Raw genomic sequence first — 17,999 nt, forward strand, 5'->3', positions numbered from 1 at the left:
ATGAGTACCGTGACGCTCCAACTCGATGACCACAAGGTCGAAAAGCTCGCCGCGGCAGCACGTGAGCAAGGAATCGAGATCGCAGTGCTGCTCGAAAAGCTTGCCGACGACTTTATCGCCCGGCTCAAGCCCGCCGGTACGGACTTCAAGAAGGCCCTCGCCGCGAGCGTCAAAGAAAACGAAGAACTGCTCCGCCGGCTGGCGAAGTAATGACGTTCCTTACTGTCGAACAGATACTCGAAATTCACGCCGAAGTGATCCGGTTGCACGGCGGTGACCCCGCTGTTCATGATCACGGCCTGATCGAGTCGGCCGCGTATCAGCCGCAAGCCACGTTCGACGGTCGGTATCTGAACCCGACCCTGCCCGACATGGCCTCCGCGCTGGGGTTCTCGCTCACAAGCAACCACGGCTTCAAAGACGGCAACAAGCGAATCGGTTTCACCGCGATGGACGTGTTCCTTCGCCTCAACGGCTACAAGGTCGAAGCCGACGTGGACGACGCGGAACGGGCCGCTCTCGCTGTGGCCGCCCACCAAATGAACCGAAACGACTTCACCGAATGGGTCCGAGCCCACATCGTCCCGCTCACGACCGAGTAACCGCCATGCACCGGACCGCCGCACCTTTACTGCTCATCCTCGCTACCGGCGCCCTCGCCGCGGAGCCCGAAGGTGATTTGAAGGCGCTCCAGGGTGTGTGGGTCATTGAGGACGCGAAGCTCGGCGGGCGCGACCACAAGGACGATTTCGCGGGCATGAAGCTCACCGTCACTGGTGAGAAGTACGTCATCGACTTCGCTGAGAACTCGGACAAAGGTGCCGTCACCCTCGGTGAAACTGAGAAACCGAAGCAAATCGACCTTACGACGCGGAAGGACGGGCCGTTCAAGGGGCGCACGCTGCCGGGGGTGTATGAGCTAAAAGGCGATACCGTCGTGCTGTGCCTCAACTCCGAGAAACCCGACCGCCCAACGAAGTTCGAGGCCCCGGCCAAAACACCACTGATGCTACTCACGTTCAAGCGCGAGAAAAAGTAACCCGACCCGGAGTGATCCCATGACCGTTCGTGTTCCGTTCGCAGCGCTCACCCTCGCCCTGTGCCTCGCGACTCACGTCGCAGCCGACGACAAGAAAAACGAAACCGACCTGAAGTCGATGGTCGGCAACTGGACCGTTGAGAAGGCCGAGCTCGGCGGCAGAGACTCGACCGCCGTGTTCAAAACGCTGAAGTTCGAGATCCGCGCGGGTGGGAAGTACACTGTCGAACTTGGCGAGAAGGACGAGGGGGCGTTCACGGTGAACGCGAGCAAGAGCCCGAAGGAAATGGACATCGTGTCCGACCAGGGACCGAACAAGGGCAAAACCATCGAGGCCATCTACAAACTGGACGGGGACGCGCTCACCGTCTGCTACAACCTCGACCCCAAAAAGCCCGCACGCCCGGAGAAGTTCGAGAGCCCGGCTAACAGCAAAACGTTTCTCGTCACCTACAAGCGCGCGAAGAAGTAACCGCCACACACCGAACAGGGAACCGAGACATGGCGCGCGAGAAAGTGATCACCAGCGGCCCGGGCGACGAACAAAAGAAGCACGACGCGGCGCTGCGCCCGAAACTCCTCAAGGAAGTGATCGGGCAGCGTAAGGTCGCGGAGCGGCTGGAGATCGCCGTGCGCGCCTCGAAGAAGCTCAACGAGCCGCTCGGGCACATCCTGTTCGACGGCCCGCCCGGCCTCGGCAAAACCACGTTCGCCACCGTCTTGCCGAACGAGTTGGGCACCTCGCTGCAAATGACCAGCGGCCCGGCGCTCGCGAAGCCGGCCGACCTGCTCCCCTTCCTCACGAACCTTGAGGAAGGCTCGGTTCTCTTCATCGACGAGATTCACCGGATGCCGCGGGTGGTGGAAGAGTTCATTTACCCCGCGATGGAAGATTTCCGCATCGACATCGTGCTCGGCGAGGGGATGAGCGCGCGGACCATCTCCATGACGCTCAAGCGATTCACGCTCATCGGGGCCACCACACGAAGCGGGATGCTGTCCGGCCCGATGCGTGACCGGTTCAAAATGCACGAGCACCTAGAGTTCTACTCGGTCGATGAACTGGCCACGATCGCCACCGTAAACGCGGCGAAACTGAACACCCCGATCACCTCGCAGGCGTCGCTGGAGCTGGCCCGGCGCAGCCGCGGAACCCCGCGGGTGGCCAATTCGCGTCTCCACTGGACCCGCAGCTTCGCCGCGGCGCAGCACGACGGCACCATTACCGAGGAAGTCGCCCGGGCCGCGCTCGACATGGCCGAGGTGGACCGCGACGGGCTCGACAAGAACGACCGCAAGTATCTCGAAACGCTGATCGACCTCTACGGCGGCGGACCGACCGGGGTGGAGGCGCTGGCGGCGACGATCAACTTGGCGTCGGACACGCTCTCGGACGAGATCGAGCCTTACCTGTTGCGTGAGCAGTACATCACCCGTTCGCCGCGCGGCCGGGTGGCGATGCCGCGTGCGTATTCCGCTCTCGGGAAACTTCCACCCGCACCCAAGCCGAAACCCGACGACAAGCAAGGATCGTTATTCGAATAAGGAGAATACGGCCGGCGCACCCGTTCGGCGCAGTCGCCGAACGGGTGCCACCCACGTCCGACCGCTCACAGCAACAACGCACTCCCGCCGCCAACCGGCCCATCTTGAACCCGTCACGCGCGGGCCGCCGTTTGCTGCTTCCGCGCGTGATCCGCTTCCGCGTCTTCGATCGAGTGCGAACACTTCAGGTCTTCGTCCCTTCGGGCCAGGTCTACCAACTTGCGGAAGTGGTCACGTAAGATCCTCACTTCAGTCTCGGTCAGGTCCTCGGCACTGATAAGCCGGTTGCTCGTCCACGGCAAGGCGGCAACAATCTCGTTGAGTTTCAAGTGGATCGCCAGCGAGTCCTTGTTCTGGGCACGCTGAATCAGGAACACCATCAAGAACGTAACGATCGTGGTGCCAGTGTTGATCACCAGTTGCCACGTGTCCGAAAACCGGAACACGGGGCCGGTCACCGCCCAAACCAGAATAGTTCCGAGTGCCAGCGCAAACGCCTGGGAAGATCCGGTCCACGCGGTCGCGAGCCCCGACATGCGTTCCAGCCAGCTACCTTTTTCGGTCATAGGTTCCTCTGCGCTGCGCGCGCCGCAACCCCCGCTCTCGCACCTGCAATCCGGGTGCCGGAAGATCGACGCGTCACCGACTGATGACCGGAGAGAAGGGGTTCAAGGTCGAGAAGACGATCGTCTACGACTGACCCTGAGACCCGGTTGGCCGAAAGGTGCGAAAGCGGGCCGAGGTGCCGTCACTGATAAGAGCCGCCGGCGATCGCTCCACCGGCGAGAAATAGAATCATCCCAATCGGATCCGGGTTACGGCTTCATCGAACCGACCAGTCCCTTCTTGAGCCCTTCGTCGAGCGGCTTCGAACCGAAGTACACCTCCCACAGGGCCTGAGAGAAGCCCGGGCTCTTGATCGTCACGTCCACCTTCTGGCCCATCTGAACGCGCACCCCCTCGCCGGGCACGTGAAGCAAAATCACGTGGTCCCCCTTGGTCGCGGCGTTCTTCCCGATCGCGTTGACGAGTTGGGTGAACTCCGTCGCGAACTTGCCCTCCGGGTACGACTTGCCGACCGCCGACCGGAAGGCCCCAATGAAGTCGTCCGGCTGCACCGTCCGCTGCATAATCAAGTGGAGCAAGCGGACGGTGTCGGTCTTGGCCACATCTTCGGCCTTCTGAACACGGGTCCCGTCCTGCACGTAGCTGGCGACCGTGTACACATCGAACCCGACCTTGGTGCGCAGTCCGACGCCGGTCAGGCTGAGCGGAACGGCCTTATCTTTGACGGTAGCTGAAATGGTTGGGGCGTAAGCAACCGAGGTTCCTTTGACCGGAACCGGCTCGGCGGCCATCCCGTGTCCAGCAACGACCGCCACGACGAGGGCGAAAATAGCGGAACGAAACATGGATCTCCTCGCTAGGGGAGGGCGAGACGCGAGGGCCGCATACCGCGTATCGTTCGCTCGGGCAACTCCGGCTTCTCATCAAGGCCGCGCACACTCATTTTTGGGCGCAACTCTGATTTTTCGCGACGCGCCAAGCCGAGTCGACCCAAGATGAGTGGCGAACCACGGTGGTTCGCTCGCGGAGTCCACGATGTCCCATGCCCTGTCCGCACTGATGGCCCAAACCGCCCGGGCCGTCGCTCCCGACACCGACGGCCAGCTCCTCAAACGGTTCGTGCGTACCGGCGACGAGGCCGCGTTCGCCGAACTGGTCCGGCGTCTCGGGCCGTTGGTCCTCGGAGTGTGCCGACGAATCGTCCCCGACGCACACACGGCTGAAGACGCGTTCCAGGCCGCGTTCCTCGTACTCGCGCGCCGCGCGGCCGATGTGCGCCCGGTCGAAGCCGTGCGCGGGTGGCTGTACGGGGTGGCCGTCCGGTGTGCGAAGGAGGCCCGCGCCGTGAACGCCCGCCGACGCGCCCGCGAAGTACCGGTCCCGAACGTTCCCGAACAACCAGCAGAACCAGACGAACCAGCGGACGCAGATGTGCTGCACGCGCTCGACGAGGAAATGACCCAGCTCCCCGAGCACCTGCGCACCGCGGTCGTGTTGTGTGAACTCGAAGGGCTGAGCCGCAAGGAGGCGGCCGGGCGCCTGGGATTGTCGGAGGGAACGCTGTCGAGCCGGCTCGCAAAGGCGCGCAAGCTCCTCGCTCACCGGTTACGAGAGCGCGGGGTCACACTGAGCGCCGCGGGACTGTCGGCAGCGCTCAGCGCAACCGCACAAGCAAGAGTTCCGGCAGACCTCACCGCCCGAGCACTGACAGCGGCACTCTTACCGGCCCTCGGACCAGTGAGCGTAGTAACCCTTTCGACCCGAGTACTCAAAGCCATGCTCGTACAAAAGCTAAAAACCGTTCTCCCGCTCGCGGCACTGGCCCTAGCGGCGCTCGCGTGCGTCGGACTGGCCGCAACCCAAGAGCCGCCGGCGCTCCAACCGAAAACCGCGCTGGCGCCGCGCGCCGCCCAACCCGCGCCAAAAGTGGCTCCGAGGCCACTCCCGAAGGGACCGGACGAACTCCTGTACTGGAACGAAGGCAAGCTCGTCCTGACGACGCCAGACGGCAAAGCCACAAAGACGATCGGGTTCGAGGGCGTTGAACTGCACCAGCGCGGCGGACAACTCTCTCCGGACGGAAAAACGATCGCCTACCTCGCTTCGCCGAAGCTAAAGGGCAATCAGGCCAATCTCGGCGAATTCAAGGCGACGACTAGGCCTCAATATCCGCAACTACACGTCCGCGCGCTCGACGACCACGGCCCGGGCACAAGTCTGGGCACCACGTGCGAGTCCTTCGTGTGGTCCCCGGACGGAACCGAGATCGCCTGCTCCACCCTGTCCGACAAGCCGGGCCAGCAACCCGTAGCGACCACGGTCATCGTCAACGTAAAGTCCAAAGAGAAGTCCCCCCTGAAGCTCCCGGCGAACCACGCCGTCACCGACTGGGCGCCCGACGGGCGACTCCTCACAACGAGTTTCAGTGGGACCGACGCCCCAAGTGCCAAGGCCCGGTTGCACCTGATGAACCGCGACGGGACCGAACACAAAGCGCTGGCCCCGGACACGAACGCCATGATGGGCCAGATCTCGCCCGACGGCGCACGGGTGCTATGCGTCCTGCTGACGTTCGCGACAGAAACGGCGGCGGAGAAAAAAGCGCGCGAGGACAAAGGGGAGCGATTCCCGGAGCCCCAGTCCGAACTGGCCGTTCTCGACATCGCGGCCGGCAAATTCACTAAGGTGCGGGACGTGCCCGCGAACGCAGACATATTCGGGTACTGTTGGGCGCCCACCGGCAAGCAGATCGCGTACACGTGGCGGCAGAAGCACGAGGGAAAGCCGGAAGACATCGCCGGTAAGGAGACCGAGTCGCGTCTGATCGTCTGCGATCCCGACGGGCAGAACGCCAAGACCGTCGCGAGCGCCAAAGAAACGGGCCAGTGGCACATCACGCTCTCAGGCGTCCACTGGCGGTAGGGCCGCCGACCGCCAACAGCTTACCCCTCGACTCGCCGCCGCACTTTACGGGCGGCGAGTTGCTTTCACGGTCGGCACGATGAACAGAATGGTGCAAATCCCGATCAGCGCCAGCCCTGCGATTACACACTTCACGGCCACCGGCAAATCACGGAACGCAAGGCTCAGGCTTACCACCGTAACGACAAGACACACGGCAAAGACCTTCACGGGGCGCCGGATGCCGCCGTGCTCGTGCCAGTCGCGGAGCAACCGCCCGAACAACGGTGACCGCCTCAGCCAACGCTCTAAACGGGGCGACGAGCGCGAAAAGAAGTAACTCGCCAGCAGCACCCACGGAGTCGTAGGGAGCCCGGGAAGGATCGCACCGAGGTACGCCAGCCCAACGCACACTACCCCCGCGCACACGTACAGAACCCGTCGCACCCCGGTGGCCGGGCGCGGCGGGGCACTGGCGTGGGGCGCGTCGGCGGCAGGCCGCTCCTGGTTCGAGGTGCCGATGTTCAGTTCCAGTGGGAGCTGCGCGTTCACGGTCGGGTTCCCGGGGCGGGCAGAAATCGAGCACTTCCGCCGACACCGCAAACCTAGAACCGGAACGCCGGGGCCGCGCGAGCAACTCGCACGGCGAAAAAGTACGGAGTAGGATGATACACGACGCGCCCGTCACCCAACACCCGGTCCGGTCATGCACCGCCGTTCGTTACTCCTCGCGTTGGCACTGTGCGTAGCCTGCGGTTGTGGAAAAAAGCCCGCGGCGCCAACAGTCGAACCCAAAACGGACGAAAACGCGACCACTGCGACACCGCATGAGGACGGTGCCGCGGAGCGGCGGAACAAGCAGCTCGCCGCGCTCAAGAACCGCCAGGACGCCCCACGCAGAGCCGCGATCGACGAACTATCGTTCCTTGCACTCGAAGACCCCGGGACCGGGCCGGCACTCGTCGAACTACTGAAGGACAAAACGACCAACGGACCCGGGAACACGCGCGCGAACCAGATCAACAGTACCCGTGAAGCCGCGGCCCTCGCGCTGCTGAAATCCGGCCCGAAAGGCGAAGCGCTGCTGCGAGATAAGGGACTATCGGCACTACGCGAAGGGCTAACGGACCCGACGCCCGCGGTGCGCGAACACACGGCCTACACGATCGGGCAACTGGGACCGGTGTCGAAGGCCCTGGCCGCCGACGTGCAGAAGCTCTGCACCGATCCAGACGTGCGGGTCCGTGGGGCAGCGTTCGACGCGCTACATACGACCGGAGTTGCGGACCCCGTCGCACTATCCAAACTCCTCACACACGAAAACGACGAAACCGCCCGGCTCGCCGGCGAACTGGTCAGCGCGCTAACACGCCTCCCTGTGGATACCGTCGAACCGCTCGCCGCGGCACTCAAGAACGACAACCCGAACGTGCGCCGCGCCGCCGCCAACGCGCTCGGAGCGATCGGACCGAGCGCCACACCGGCCGTTCCCGCCCTGATCGCACTGCTGGAAAAGGCCTACAAGGATCGCGACCCACAACAGCGCCCGGACGAAGGCGGTCCCGAAATCGCGTCGTGGAACGCACTGGGGCGCATCGGCGCCGAGACGGTCGCTCCGACCGCAAAGCTGCTCGACGATTCGAACATGCTGCTTCGTTACGACGCGCTTCGCGCGCTGGGTGACATGGGGCCGGTCGCGAAGCCAGCCGCCGGCGCGATCAAAAAGCTGTTACAGGACCGGTCAGCCGACAACGCGCTCGAAGCCGCCTGCGCGCTGCTTCGCATCGGCGACTCGCAAACCGAGGCGCTCGCGCTGCTGAAACGCGGGCTCGATTCGGACTCGCGCGGGGTCGCAGCGCTGGCGGTCCAGGTAATCGGTCGCGTCGGTCCCGCCGCCGAAACGCTCGTCCCGGCGGCACTGACAAAACTGGCCAGCCCGGACCCGTTCGCACGAAGCGCCGCTCTGGAATTAGTCGCGTTACGCCCCGCAACCGAGCAAACGAAGCTGGCGGCAGAGGTCGGTAAGCTCGCGAGCGACGAGGAGCGTGTCATCAGGCTTCAGGTTGCCCGTACACTCGTGCGTCTCGGCCCCGCCGGGGCACCCGCGGCCGACTCACTGGGTCGGGCAGTCTATGAGGAGAAAGACGGCGGCGTGCGGGAGTTGTTACTCACGGCGCTGCTCGCAATGGGAACCGGTGCGAAACCGGCTTTACCGGTGCTGCTCCCGCTCACCACCGACCGGGATTTGTCGCCTCCGGTGCGACTCAGCGTCCTGTCGGCGCTCGCCACAATCGACCCGGCATCAACCGAGGTCAGTACGGCGCTTGTGAACGCCACAGAAGACAGCGAGCCAGCCGTTCGCGCGGCGGCGGCGACCGCACTCGGCAGACTCGACCCGCTTCCGCCCAACGCTCTGGGCGCCCTACTCAAACTCGCGAAAAGCGACAGTCGCACCGGACCGCGCGTGGCCGCGCTGCTGGCGCTCGCCGCAGCGGGCACGCGCGCGAAGCCGGCCCGAGCCGAAGTCGAAGCGCTAACAAACAGCCCGCAAGCAAACCTGGCGTTGTTAGCGAAGGTCGCACAGGCTGCCATCGACGGCGACGCCGGCAAAGTCGCGCCGGCCGTGCGGGCCGGGCTGCGCGACCGCAACCCGGCGGTTCGTGCGGCCGCAGTCGAAGCGGTTCTGATGATCGGGCCGATCAAAGACGATCTGCCCGCGCTTCTGACCCTGTTAAAAGAACCCGGTGCGGCGGTGCGAGGCACGGCCGCTGCCGCGATCGGACGGCTCGGGCCAACCGCGCAGGACGCGGTACCACAACTGACCCGCCTGCTCGACGATCACGATTCGGAGGTTCGCATTCCGGCGGTCGAGGCCCTCGGGCGCATCGGACCGGCGGCCCAACCGGCCGGGCGCAAGCTGAAAGAACTGCTGCGAGACCCACTCGTCTGGCCGGTCGCGCAAAAGGCGTTGGAGAAAATCGAAGCGAAGTGACGGATCACCGAGGCACAGGGCGCACGTGACTGACGACAAACTTTATTTGCGTTCCGCGAGCTGGTCCACGACCTGCTTGACCGCCTCGTAGGGCGTTTTGCCTTGCCCGGTGTACTGCCGCCGCGTGCCTTCCGCGCTGTTCAAAAGCACCGCGGCCCGGAACACGTACAGCCCGTCTTCAAGCTCAAGAGAGCGATCCTGGCGCTTCACGCCCATCCGCTCAAGTCGGTCGTATAGGCCAGAAACGCTTTCACTCGTGTCACTGGGGGCAGCACCCGCGGTCGGGCGCAGTTCCACACCGGGCGACTCGATCTTCAGTTCTTCGCCGTCGCGGATGCGACCGGCCAGAGAGGCCGGTGTTGTAAGCGTCCCGGGCATCACAGTGCCTTTGAACCGCTCCTGGTCGTCGTTGTAGCTCGACCGCTCCCCGCGCCCGCCGGTGGGCGCGGTCAACGGGTCCTTGCCCTTCGAGCCGAGCCCGCGCTCGGGAACCGGGAGGTTCTGCGGCGGGAGCAGCCTCCCTTCGCGAGCCATCAGCGGGTCGTTCCGGCGGCCGACGCCCACCGCAGGCGCTTCTTTGTCCGACTTGCAGCCCGCGAGCGCGAGCAACCCTGCGGCGCCGAGGGCGAACGCCCCGCGCCGTGCCGTCCGACCAATAAGAAGCGTGCGACCCCTCATCTTGACCCGCCTCCAGGGGCGGCTACATCACCTGTGAAGTTCCGGCACCCGCCACTTTTACTCTCCCCCGCTGTCTGTCCACCGTCTACCGCGGTCGAACGGAAACCGGTCGTGCGAGCGTGCCCGCGGGTGGACCGGTGACCCGTGGGGCGGTTTTGCGGGCTGGAATATCTTTTCCGCGGAAAGGGTGCAATGGCGGTTCACAAGATTGCAGTGATCGGCGGGGACGGAATCGGGCCAGAAGTCATCGAGCACGCCATCCGGGCGGCCGAAGCTGCGGCCCGCAAGTACGACGGGGCCGAACTCCAGTGGACCCGGCTCCCGTGGAGCACGGCCTACTACAAGCAGCACGGCCGGATGCTGCCCGCCGACGGCTGGGAACAGCTCACCGCCTACGAGGCGATCCTGTTCGGCGCGGTCGGCGACCCGTCGGTGCCGGACAAGGTCACGGTTCACGAGCTCTTGCTCCCGATGCGGCGCAAGTACGACCAGTACGTGAACCTGCGGCCGGCGTACCTGTTCGCGGGGGTGGACTGCCCGCTCAAGAACAAGAAGCCGGGCGACATCGACATGCTGGTGTACCGGGAGAACACCGAGGGCGAGTACGCGCCGGTCGGCGGGAACCTGTACCCGGGCACCGAGAACCAGATCGCCGTGCAAACCGGCGTGTTCACCTGGAAGGGGTGCGAGCGCATCCTCCGCGCCGCGTTCGAGGCGGCCCAAAAGCGGCCCCGCAAGAAGCTCACCAGCATCACCAAGTCGAACGCGCAGGTGTACGGCTTGGGGCTGTGGGACGACGTGTACAACGCCGTCCGCAAGGACTACCCGGACGTGACCAGCAACTCGCTGCTGGTGGACGCCGCCGCGATGGACTTCGTCCGCCAGCCGGAAGTGTTCGACGTGGTAGTGGCGAGCAACCTGTTCGGCGACATCCTCACCGACCTGAGCGCTGCGGTGGCCGGCAGCATCGGGCTGGCGTCGAGCGCCAACATCAACCCCACGAAGAAGTTCCCGAGCATGTTCGAGCCGGTCCACGGGAGCGCGCCGGACATCGCCGGGAAGGGCATCGCCAACCCGCTCGCGGCGGTCCTTTCCGCCGCCCTGATGCTCGATCACCTCGGACTCGCCAAGAGCGCCCAAGGGGTCCGCGACGCGGTGGCGAAGGTGCTCGCCGAAGGCAAGGTTCGCACCCGCGACCTCGACAAGACCAGCACCCACACCACCACCGACATGGGCGACGCGGTGGTTGCGGCCGTCTGATGCGTGTCTACTCGGACCCCGCGCCCGGGTCCGAGCGCGCAGGAGTTCCGTCATGCCGATCTGGAGTTGGGTGTGCGTCGCGCTGACCGTTGCGGCCGTCGCCTTCGTGGTTTACGCCAACGTGGTCGACCGCAAGCGCCGCGCGCGCACCCTGGAGCAGGGTGACCAAACGCACGGGTGGCTCGTCCAGGCGAACAGCGCCCTGTTCGAGGACGGCCACATGGACCTGCCGGCGCTCGTTGTGATCTCCCCGGACCCGGACACCAACGACGACGAAGAGTTCATGACCGACCTGGCCGCGCGGATCATGGACCTCAAGAGCGAAACCGGCCGCGTGATCGGGCGAACCAAAGCCGAGCGCGCGGTCTCGAAACTGATGTCGGATGAAACCTACATCGAGGGGCGAAGAGACCGGCTCCCCGACGAGTTCACCGACGGTCGTGAGGTGTACCTCGCCCACATCTTCATCTACCGCGACCACTTGCCCCTAAAGCGTCTAGAAGACCGGCAGGTACTCTGTGCCGTTGTATGGGACGACGACGCAGCGATGATTTGTACCCGCCCTGTGCCGCGCAAGCGGCGCCGCCGCGACGACGATTAACGACGCGGTTCGCGCCGGAACCCAATCTTGAACCCCAGTGCTGAAGCGAACCCGCGAAACCGTTAACTTTTGGGTACACGACGCGGGTTAACGTGCCACATTAACGCAGAGGTTCGCTCTCGCCCGAGTCGCAGGTGCTGTCATGCCAACCGGACCCCAAATCGTCATCACCTTGAAGGTTCTCGTGGTCACGGTGACGGTGCTACTCACGCTGTCAATGGTCGCGCTCGCGATGGGGCGCCCGAAACTGCACGGCCAGATCAACCTCGCGTTCTTCGTACTCACGACGATTACTGTACTGTGCTTTGAGGGGCTGCTGCAAGTCGTCCCGGTGTCCGAACTGTTCACCCCGGAGGCCCGCGCGGACCTGCGGGTCCACCTCTGCTTCTCCGTCCCGTCCACACTGATATTGCCTCTAATGCTCGCGACGGGGAAGATGCACCGTCGGAAACTGCACATTGTGTTCGGGATCGCGTTCCTGGTGCTCTGGACCGGAACCGTTATCACCGGCTTGGGGCTGCCTCACTAAATCGCGCATGGCAACCGAAGACGAACCGACCGAACCGAGCGAACCGACCGATCCGCTCGCGCTGGGTCAGGCCGCAGCGGCGCACCTCGGCGGCGAATGGCAGCTCGATATCGTTGAAGAGTTCGCCGAAGGGTTCGAAGCGGACGCCACAGACGAGACACCCGCCCCGCCGGTACACGAAGCGCCCCCGACCGCGCCGGCAGCGGAAGCGCCCCCTCATGTCACCCGAAGCACTGCAACCTCAAAAGGGTTACGTCCGCCCTCGCTCGCTGACGGCGCCGCGAGCGAAGTTCCGCCGTCCCCGGAGCAACTGGTTGAAGCGATGCTGTTCGTGGGCGGGCACCCGCTCGCGGCAGAGGTCGCATGCGCCGCGGTTCGCGGGCTGACCCCCGAACGGTTCCAGGAAGCCGTGGCGGTACTCAACAAACGGTACCGCGACCAGCACCGACCCTACCTCATCGAATCGCGCGACGACGGGTTCGTCCTTTCCGTTCGGCCGGCGTACCGGGGCCTCCGCGAGAAGTTGTTCGGCGGACCCCGAGAGGCGCGTCTGAGCCAACCGGCACTCGATGTGCTCTCGGTTGTGGCGTACCGACAGCCGCTCAGTAAAGCAGAAGTGGATGTGGTTCGCGGGACGGATTCCGGCCCGGCGCTGCGCCAGCTCGTACGGTTGGGTCTGATTGCGGTCCGGCACCGTGCCGACGCGGCCGAGCGCGAAGTGCGGTACGGAACCACGCCGCGGTTCTTACAGGTGTTCGGCCTCCAGGCGCTCGACGAACTGCCGCGCCTCGGCGACGCACAACCGGGGTCTTGAACGGGGAGAACAACGTTGGCCGACAACCGCCGAACGCTGCTCGGGTGGATCTGGCCGCCGCCGACGATCGCGAGGCGTCTGGCGATCGCGGTCGCGGCCGCAGCGGGGTACTCCGTGCTGGCATGGGCGCTGAACCCGACCAGCGGTGTCGCTCAACCTGTTTGGTCGTCCCAGTTCGCCATGTGGAACACGGCCATCCTGGGCCTGTTGGTCAGCTTCCGCACGAAAGTCGCGTACGACCGGTGGTGGGAGGGGCGCATCCTGTGGGGCGGGCTGGTGAACCACTCGCGCAACCTGTGTCTCAAAGCCCGCGAACTTGCCACCCCTGATATCCGCGAACGACACGAGTTCGCCGGACTGGTCGCCGGGTTCGCGGTGGCACTCATGAAGCTCCTGCGCGGCCCCACCCGGCTCAGCGACGTGTCCGGGTTTGAGAAGCAAACGGTCGACCCGCAGCACGTCCCGGCGTACATCGCGGGGCGGTTGATCGGGTTCGTGGCCGGCTGGCGCCGGGCGGGGCGCATCGACGGACACATGCAACAGATCCTCGACACCAACCTCAACGCGCTCATGGATGTCTGCGGGGCGTGCGAGCGCATTCGGAACACGCCACATGTACCGTCGTACCTGTCGCTCCTGCGGCACGGACTGGTGCTCGGGTTTCTGGTCACCCCGTGGGCGCTGGTCGAGCCGCTCGGCGCGTGGGTGATTCTCGTACTCCCGGTGATGGTCTACTTCCTGTTCGGAATCGAACTGACCGCAGAAGCCGTCGAGCAGCCCTTCGGCCGCGACGGCGACGACCTGGCGTTGGAAACCTACTGCGAAACGATCCGCAAGAGCGCCACAGACATTCTTTCGTAGGGCGAAACGGCACAACGCTTCACTTCACAGCGAACACCACCTTACGGGCACCACGGTCGATGCCGACAAGGCCGGCCGTTTTGGTGTCCTGCGCGATCCCCTGACCCGGAAACGGGCACTCCAGCGACTCCACGAGTTCCAATTCCGCTCCGTCCTTCGGCACCTTCAGCCGGTACAGCACCTTGTAGTGGTGGTGGCTCACCAGCAGCGTGTCCCCGTCCCAGACGCCCCCCGACGCGCTCATCTTGTCCCAGTCGTCAACGACCTTCTTCGGGAACGTCCAGCGCTGCTCTTCCTTGAAGGCATCGGTCATGCGGATCAGGATCGTCTTGGCGTTGTCCTCCTGATAGTGCGCAAAACAGCACCACCAGTTCTTCCCGTCGTGAACGTTCCACACGAGGCTCCCCGGCGGGTCTTTGAACTCGTGGAACACGCTCAGCTTGTTCGTCGCGGGGTCGTAAACGCGGATCTCGCTGGTCTCGGGCTTCTTCGGGTAGTTCGAGTGAGCGCAGCACACCTTGCCCTTCCACACGAACGCGCTGTTGAGGTGCTCGGCCTTATCCTTGCTCGCCGCGAGCAGTTTTCCTGTGGCGCGGTCGTACATCGCGACGGTCGTGCTCGAAACCGCAAAGATGTGCTTGTCGGTCGCGGCGGCGGCCTGAGTTGCGTGCTCCGACATCAGCCCGTCACCACTAACCTTGTAGCCCTTCTGAAGCGGCAGCTTCGACTCGCCCGCGGCGAAAAACGCTGTCAAGAGCAGCAGCGCGAACATGGGTGACCTCCATAAGTTGGGCTTTACCGGTTCCGGAGAGAAGCTATGACGCGCCCTCCGAGTCGCGAAGGATCGCGGCTCTGATGCAAGGAAGCTTCTCACTTATGAGAACGCGCAAGGTAGCGCTATGGGCAGGGCTGCCCACGGTCGTGGTGGGGCTGGGCGTGGGCCTGTGGTTCACGCTCATCCCCGGCCGCTCCGGCGCGGGGTGAACGCCGGTCGGGTGCCCAACCCCGTTCGGCGGTGCGCCGAACTTCGACCCCTACGGCCTCGGTGGCGGTGCGGCGCTGCCGCAGCCGTACTACGCCCCGCAACCGCAACGCCAGCCGCAGCCCCAACCGCGACCAGTCACGGCGCGCCCACAACCCAAGCCGGTGGAAGCTCCGAAACCGGTCCGCGCCGAGGTACCGTCGCCGGAGCGGCTGGGCATTACGCTCGAAGACCCGCCGGTGGTCGTCCCGACCCCAAAGGAACTCGGGATCGACCTCGATTGAGAAGAGTTTTTGACAGGATCAACAGGATGCACAGGATTGAAGACAAGAAGCATTGCCTTTTGTCTTCAATCCTGTGCATCCTGTTGATCCTGTCAAAAACTCTGTGTTGTCCGATTTACTTCACCAACTCCAGTACCCCCCACAGGGACGGGTCTTCGCCGAACGGAAACTCCCAGCCGACACTCAAGAACTGGTCCCCGATCTCCTGATCGCGAACACAGTAGTACACGCCGAGTCGCGGGTGTTCGGACGGATCGAAGCCGTTGAGCGCCGCCGCAGGGAGGAACGCTTCCAGGCGGTATCCACCCTTGATCTTGTGCGTCCGAAAGAGAATGTCCGCGATGCTTGCCATCGGCGCGTCTTGCAGCGCCCGGTTGATTTTCGACTGCGTGACGAAGGGCTCGTCCTTGTCGCCCCCGCCCCCGGTTGGGAAGAACGAGAAGTGGTGGCAGTAGCGGCTCGCACGGTGACTGGCACGGGCGTCGCGGGTATCGATCAACAACCGCAGCCCGTCGGACGCGCTCGGCTTATCGGAATCGCCCACCGGTGCCTGCGACTTGCCCCTCACCTCGACCTGGACGGCCAGCCCGAACTCGTTCCACGCCAAACGCACATCCGCGAAGTTCTGCTGCTCGTCGAGCGCGGCGAAGTTGTCCAGCCGCGCCGTCTCGGGCAGGTCAACGAGGTGTTCGTCCTCCTCAGTGTCACGCGGTGCGTCCTTCACAAACGGGCACGGGTGGCTGACGCGGACGAGGAACCGGTTCGGCACGATCGGCGGCATGGGTCGCTCCTTCCCTGGCGAGCGGGATGCCGTTACGATACCTCGAACGTGAACACCCGACCACACCGCGGCGAAGTGCACTCGACGTGAGGCCGTCACGCCGCCCAGTTGTCGAGCTTCAGCCCGGGGACGGCAGCGTAGTCCTTGGTGTTCCGAGTCACGAGCGTCGCGCCGTTCGCAAGTGCGATCGCGGCTTGAAGCACGTCGCCGCGGTCCATCTTGTTCAGCTTCTTGAGCGCCCGAAGGTGATCGAACCGGTCGGCCGCCGCCTGGTCGATTGCGAGCATCGCAAAGGGAGCAAGAAATTGCTCGGAATCAGCCAGGCGCGTGACTGCGCGAAGCAACTCAACCCCGGTCGCGGCCTTAATCACAGATTCGACCCGACCACGCATGATCTCGAGCCAAGTGGCGTAAGAAATCGCCACTTCCTCTTTTGAGCGGGCCGCGAGTTGCGCGGTCACCCGCTCGTTGTTCTGAAACACGAGCGTGGTGATGTCGGTGTCGAGAACGAAAACCACGGATCACCCCGCGGCAGAATCAGCCTTACGCCGTGCGTACATTTGGCGGATAAACTCCTCGGCTTCTTCTTCCGTTTCTGGGTCAGACGAAGCCGCGCGTACCCGCCGGATGTGCTCAACCAGTTCCGCACCGGTCTTCGGGCGTGAAGCCGGCGGCTCCGGGTGACTCAGCCATTCGAGCAGTGCGGTCTTGTTGAACCGCCACTCGCCCGCCACCAGCCGAGCCGGCAACCGTCCGCTATCCGCATCGGCCCGAAGCCCGGCTTCGGACACGCGCAGCCACGCCGCCGCTTCGGCCAGCGTCATCACCTCGGCGGTAACCGGCGCGACGCCGTTCGTTTCGGTCCGGGCGCCCGCGCTCGGGCGCTTCGTCCCCTTTGTCGCCCGCGTCCCCATAGGTCAATCCCCCGCAGGTTGGACCGGCGCCGTGGCCGGCGGGTTCAGTAGGCTCCGCGCCAGCACCTCTTTTGCCTTATCGAACTCCGGCTGCCACAGGATCTCCGGCGCGCCGTCCCGCATACAGTCGCGCACCTTCTCCAGCGTGTTCAGGGCCATGTGCGGGCACTTGTTACACGAGCACGTGATCCCGGGAACGCCCAGATAGGTGTGCTGCGGGTAGCGGCGCTGCAACTCCCACATCATGTTGGCTTCCGTCGCCACCAGGAACTCGGTCGGCGCCTTGTAGTCCGCGACGTGCTTGATCATCGCCTCCGTGCCGCCCGCGAAGTCCGCGAGCTGGAGGATGTTCTGCGGGCACTCCGGGTGCGCGAGCGTCACCGCCTTCGGGTGCTCCTTTTTCTGCTTGATCAGGTCCACGACGCTGAAGATCTCGTGGACCATGCACGACCCGTCCCACAGGATCATCGGGCGGCCGGTCAGCTCCTGGAGGTAACGGCCGAGGTGCTTGTCCGGCACGAACAGGATCTCGTACCCCTGGGGCACCTTGTTCCGAACGATGTCCTCCGCGTTGCCGGACGTGACCACCCAGTCGCTCAGCGCTTTCACCTTGGCCGAGGAGTTGATGTAGCACACCGTCTGGAACTTGCGGCCGTTCTCGCGGAGCCGCTCCTGGTACCGCTCCAGCTTGTCCGCGGGGCACGCGTCCACGAGGCTGCACCCGGCCCGCAGGTCGGGGAGCAGAACGCGCTTCGCGGGGTTCAGCATCTTGGCCGTCTCGGCCATGAACAGCACGCCACAAAACACGATGACCGGCGAATCGACCTTCGTGGCCTCGCGGGCGAGCTTGAGGCTGTCGCCGGTGATGTCGGCGAGCGCCTGGATCTCTCCCTCCTGGTAGTAGTGAGCCAGGATCGTGGCGCCGAGCTTCTTCTTGAGGTCGAGTATTTCGGCCGAAACGTCGTCGAGCAGCGAGGCAGCCGCCGGGCCAAAACCGACCGGCGCCAGACCACGAGGTTCGGCGGGAGAAACGACGGACATGCGAGGCTCCTTGTTTTTAGTGTGGCGGAGGGCCAACCCACTGGAACACAGTTTGTCTACTCAAGCATCTTACGGGCGCCATCGGCGGAGTTGAGTGAGAAAGGCACGCCGCGCGCAAAAATCGGTTGTGAGGGGTCCGGAGAAATGTGAAACTGCGCCCGGTGCGAGCACCCTCGTTCGCCCGCGCCGGCAATTCGAGCCGAATACCAC

General features: G+C 64.8%; 21 protein-coding genes. 12 read left to right on the forward strand and 9 right to left on the reverse strand.

Going from position 1 to position 17,999, the window contains the following annotated elements; translation table 11 throughout:
- The 5 genes from R5W23_RS09570 to ruvB are packed head-to-tail and all read left to right on the forward strand — an operon-like array spanning position 1 to position 2,584.
- Positions 1-210, forward strand: a complete 210-nt coding sequence (locus R5W23_RS09570; protein ID WP_261189207.1) for a hypothetical protein — start codon at positions 1-3, stop codon at positions 208-210.
- On the forward strand, positions 210-602 hold the full coding sequence (locus tag R5W23_RS09575) for a type II toxin-antitoxin system death-on-curing family toxin (RefSeq protein WP_320686136.1): 393 nt from the start codon (positions 210-212) through the stop codon (positions 600-602). Before R5W23_RS09570 ends, R5W23_RS09575 begins: the two co-directional genes overlap by 1 nt.
- Positions 603-607: 5 nt before the next feature.
- Entirely contained in the window at positions 608-1,039 is a 432-nt protein-coding gene (locus tag R5W23_RS09580; protein ID WP_320686137.1) for a TIGR03067 domain-containing protein, read from the forward strand.
- A gap of 19 nt (positions 1,040-1,058) precedes the next feature.
- Positions 1,059-1,511, forward strand: a complete 453-nt coding sequence (locus R5W23_RS09585; protein ID WP_261189210.1) for a TIGR03067 domain-containing protein — start codon at positions 1,059-1,061, stop codon at positions 1,509-1,511.
- A gap of 29 nt (positions 1,512-1,540) precedes the next feature.
- Positions 1,541-2,584, forward strand: coding sequence for a Holliday junction branch migration DNA helicase RuvB (ruvB, locus tag R5W23_RS09590; protein ID WP_261189211.1), 1,044 nt, complete (start codon positions 1,541-1,543; stop codon positions 2,582-2,584).
- A 113-nt stretch (positions 2,585-2,697) separates the two neighbouring features.
- Here ruvB and R5W23_RS09595 read toward each other — a convergent pair whose 3' ends face one another.
- Together R5W23_RS09595 and R5W23_RS09600 are read right to left on the reverse strand one after the other, a co-directional pair.
- The gene (locus R5W23_RS09595) at positions 2,698-3,150 is read right to left on the reverse strand and encodes a low affinity iron permease family protein (protein ID WP_320686138.1); all 453 of its coding nucleotides are present in this window, start codon (positions 3,148-3,150) and stop codon (positions 2,698-2,700) included.
- 249 nt (positions 3,151-3,399) lie between these two features.
- Complete coding sequence (locus tag R5W23_RS09600; RefSeq protein ID WP_320686139.1) at positions 3,400-3,996, reverse strand: chalcone isomerase family protein; 597 nt, start codon at positions 3,994-3,996, stop codon at positions 3,400-3,402.
- Between the two features lie 190 nt (positions 3,997-4,186).
- Here R5W23_RS09600 and R5W23_RS09605 point away from each other — a divergent pair, with 190 nt between their 5' ends.
- Positions 4,187-6,073, forward strand: coding sequence for a sigma-70 family RNA polymerase sigma factor (locus R5W23_RS09605; RefSeq protein ID WP_320686140.1), 1,887 nt, complete (start codon positions 4,187-4,189; stop codon positions 6,071-6,073).
- A 45-nt stretch (positions 6,074-6,118) separates the two neighbouring features.
- On the opposite strand, the gene R5W23_RS09610 is transcribed toward R5W23_RS09605, so the two are convergent.
- Complete coding sequence (locus tag R5W23_RS09610; protein WP_320686141.1) at positions 6,119-6,604, reverse strand: YbaN family protein; 486 nt, start codon at positions 6,602-6,604, stop codon at positions 6,119-6,121.
- Between the two features lie 154 nt (positions 6,605-6,758).
- Here R5W23_RS09610 and R5W23_RS09615 point away from each other — a divergent pair, with 154 nt between their 5' ends.
- Positions 6,759-9,044, forward strand: a complete 2,286-nt coding sequence (locus tag R5W23_RS09615) for a HEAT repeat domain-containing protein (RefSeq protein ID WP_320686142.1) — start codon at positions 6,759-6,761, stop codon at positions 9,042-9,044.
- A 42-nt stretch (positions 9,045-9,086) separates the two neighbouring features.
- On the opposite strand, the gene R5W23_RS09620 is transcribed toward R5W23_RS09615, so the two are convergent.
- Entirely contained in the window at positions 9,087-9,722 is a 636-nt protein-coding gene (locus R5W23_RS09620) for a hypothetical protein (RefSeq protein ID WP_320686143.1), read from the reverse strand.
- Positions 9,723-9,914: 192 nt separating this feature from the next.
- Here R5W23_RS09620 and R5W23_RS09625 point away from each other — a divergent pair, with 192 nt between their 5' ends.
- The 5 genes from R5W23_RS09625 to R5W23_RS09645 all read left to right on the forward strand — a co-directional run bounded on the left by R5W23_RS09625 (position 9,915) and on the right by R5W23_RS09645 (position 13,787).
- Positions 9,915-10,982 carry a 3-isopropylmalate dehydrogenase gene (locus tag R5W23_RS09625; RefSeq protein WP_010038512.1) on the forward strand — a complete coding sequence of 356 codons (1,068 nt, stop codon included), beginning with the start codon at positions 9,915-9,917 and terminating at the stop codon, positions 10,980-10,982.
- A 52-nt stretch (positions 10,983-11,034) separates the two neighbouring features.
- The gene (locus R5W23_RS09630) at positions 11,035-11,583 is read left to right on the forward strand and encodes a hypothetical protein (RefSeq protein ID WP_320686144.1); all 549 of its coding nucleotides are present in this window, start codon (positions 11,035-11,037) and stop codon (positions 11,581-11,583) included.
- 142 nt (positions 11,584-11,725) lie between these two features.
- Positions 11,726-12,112: a hypothetical protein gene (locus tag R5W23_RS09635; protein ID WP_261189269.1), complete on the forward strand. Its 387-nt coding sequence runs from the start codon at positions 11,726-11,728 to the stop codon at positions 12,110-12,112.
- Between the two features lie 7 nt (positions 12,113-12,119).
- Positions 12,120-12,926, forward strand: a complete 807-nt coding sequence (scpB, locus tag R5W23_RS09640; protein WP_320686145.1) for an SMC-Scp complex subunit ScpB — start codon at positions 12,120-12,122, stop codon at positions 12,924-12,926.
- A gap of 15 nt (positions 12,927-12,941) precedes the next feature.
- Positions 12,942-13,787, forward strand: coding sequence for a bestrophin family protein (locus R5W23_RS09645; protein ID WP_320686146.1), 846 nt, complete (start codon positions 12,942-12,944; stop codon positions 13,785-13,787).
- 19 nt (positions 13,788-13,806) lie between these two features.
- On the opposite strand, the gene R5W23_RS09650 is transcribed toward R5W23_RS09645, so the two are convergent.
- The 5 genes from R5W23_RS09650 to nadA all read right to left on the reverse strand — a co-directional run bounded on the left by R5W23_RS09650 (position 13,807) and on the right by nadA (position 17,789).
- Positions 13,807-14,559 (reverse strand): endonuclease, encoded by a 753-nt coding sequence (locus R5W23_RS09650; RefSeq protein ID WP_320686147.1) that lies wholly within the window; start codon positions 14,557-14,559, stop codon positions 13,807-13,809.
- Positions 14,560-15,168: 609 nt separating this feature from the next.
- A complete protein-coding gene (locus R5W23_RS09655; protein WP_320686148.1) occupies positions 15,169-15,834 on the reverse strand; it encodes a DOMON domain-containing protein in 666 nt (221 codons plus the stop codon).
- Positions 15,835-15,929: 95 nt separating this feature from the next.
- The gene (locus R5W23_RS09660) at positions 15,930-16,352 is read right to left on the reverse strand and encodes a type II toxin-antitoxin system VapC family toxin (RefSeq protein WP_320686149.1); all 423 of its coding nucleotides are present in this window, start codon (positions 16,350-16,352) and stop codon (positions 15,930-15,932) included.
- A 3-nt stretch (positions 16,353-16,355) separates the two neighbouring features.
- Complete coding sequence (locus R5W23_RS09665) at positions 16,356-16,658, reverse strand: helix-turn-helix domain-containing protein (RefSeq protein WP_320686150.1); 303 nt, start codon at positions 16,656-16,658, stop codon at positions 16,356-16,358.
- 93 nt (positions 16,659-16,751) lie between these two features.
- Positions 16,752-17,789, reverse strand: coding sequence for a quinolinate synthase NadA (nadA, locus tag R5W23_RS09670; protein ID WP_320686151.1), 1,038 nt, complete (start codon positions 17,787-17,789; stop codon positions 16,752-16,754).
- Between the last annotated feature and the right edge of the window lie 210 nt (positions 17,790-17,999).

Origin of the sequence: Gemmata algarum (assembly GCF_034097035.1) — a bacterium.
In the GTDB taxonomy this organism is placed as follows: Bacteria; Planctomycetota; Planctomycetia; order Gemmatales; family Gemmataceae; genus Gemmata; species Gemmata algarum.

Excerpts from the sequence above, each read along its gene's own strand:
- nadA (WP_320686151.1), bottom strand. The coding sequence starts at position 17,789 with ATGTCCGTCGTTTCTCCCGCCGAACCTCGTGGTCTGGCGCCGGTCGGT.
- R5W23_RS09600 (WP_320686139.1), bottom strand. The coding sequence starts at position 3,996 with ATGTTTCGTTCCGCTATTTTCGCCCTCGTCGTGGCGGTCGTTGCTGGA.
- R5W23_RS09650 (WP_320686147.1), bottom strand. The coding sequence starts at position 14,559 with ATGTTCGCGCTGCTGCTCTTGACAGCGTTTTTCGCCGCGGGCGAGTCG.
- R5W23_RS09665 (WP_320686150.1), bottom strand. The coding sequence starts at position 16,658 with ATGACGCTGGCCGAAGCGGCGGCGTGGCTGCGCGTGTCCGAAGCCGGG.
- R5W23_RS09635 (WP_261189269.1), top strand. The coding sequence starts at position 11,726 with ATGCCAACCGGACCCCAAATCGTCATCACCTTGAAGGTTCTCGTGGTC.
- scpB (WP_320686145.1), top strand. The coding sequence starts at position 12,120 with ATGGCAACCGAAGACGAACCGACCGAACCGAGCGAACCGACCGATCCG.
- R5W23_RS09580 (WP_320686137.1), top strand. The coding sequence starts at position 608 with ATGCACCGGACCGCCGCACCTTTACTGCTCATCCTCGCTACCGGCGCC.
- R5W23_RS09575 (WP_320686136.1), top strand. The coding sequence starts at position 210 with ATGACGTTCCTTACTGTCGAACAGATACTCGAAATTCACGCCGAAGTG.
- ruvB (WP_261189211.1), top strand. The coding sequence starts at position 1,541 with ATGGCGCGCGAGAAAGTGATCACCAGCGGCCCGGGCGACGAACAAAAG.
- R5W23_RS09655 (WP_320686148.1), bottom strand. The coding sequence starts at position 15,834 with ATGCCGCCGATCGTGCCGAACCGGTTCCTCGTCCGCGTCAGCCACCCG.
- R5W23_RS09595 (WP_320686138.1), bottom strand. The coding sequence starts at position 3,150 with ATGACCGAAAAAGGTAGCTGGCTGGAACGCATGTCGGGGCTCGCGACC.
- R5W23_RS09625 (WP_010038512.1), top strand. The coding sequence starts at position 9,915 with ATGGCGGTTCACAAGATTGCAGTGATCGGCGGGGACGGAATCGGGCCA.
- R5W23_RS09630 (WP_320686144.1), top strand. The coding sequence starts at position 11,035 with ATGCCGATCTGGAGTTGGGTGTGCGTCGCGCTGACCGTTGCGGCCGTC.
- R5W23_RS09570 (WP_261189207.1), top strand. The coding sequence starts at position 1 with ATGAGTACCGTGACGCTCCAACTCGATGACCACAAGGTCGAAAAGCTC.
- R5W23_RS09615 (WP_320686142.1), top strand. The coding sequence starts at position 6,759 with ATGCACCGCCGTTCGTTACTCCTCGCGTTGGCACTGTGCGTAGCCTGC.
- R5W23_RS09605 (WP_320686140.1), top strand. The coding sequence starts at position 4,187 with ATGTCCCATGCCCTGTCCGCACTGATGGCCCAAACCGCCCGGGCCGTC.
- R5W23_RS09620 (WP_320686143.1), bottom strand. The coding sequence starts at position 9,722 with ATGAGGGGTCGCACGCTTCTTATTGGTCGGACGGCACGGCGCGGGGCG.
- R5W23_RS09585 (WP_261189210.1), top strand. The coding sequence starts at position 1,059 with ATGACCGTTCGTGTTCCGTTCGCAGCGCTCACCCTCGCCCTGTGCCTC.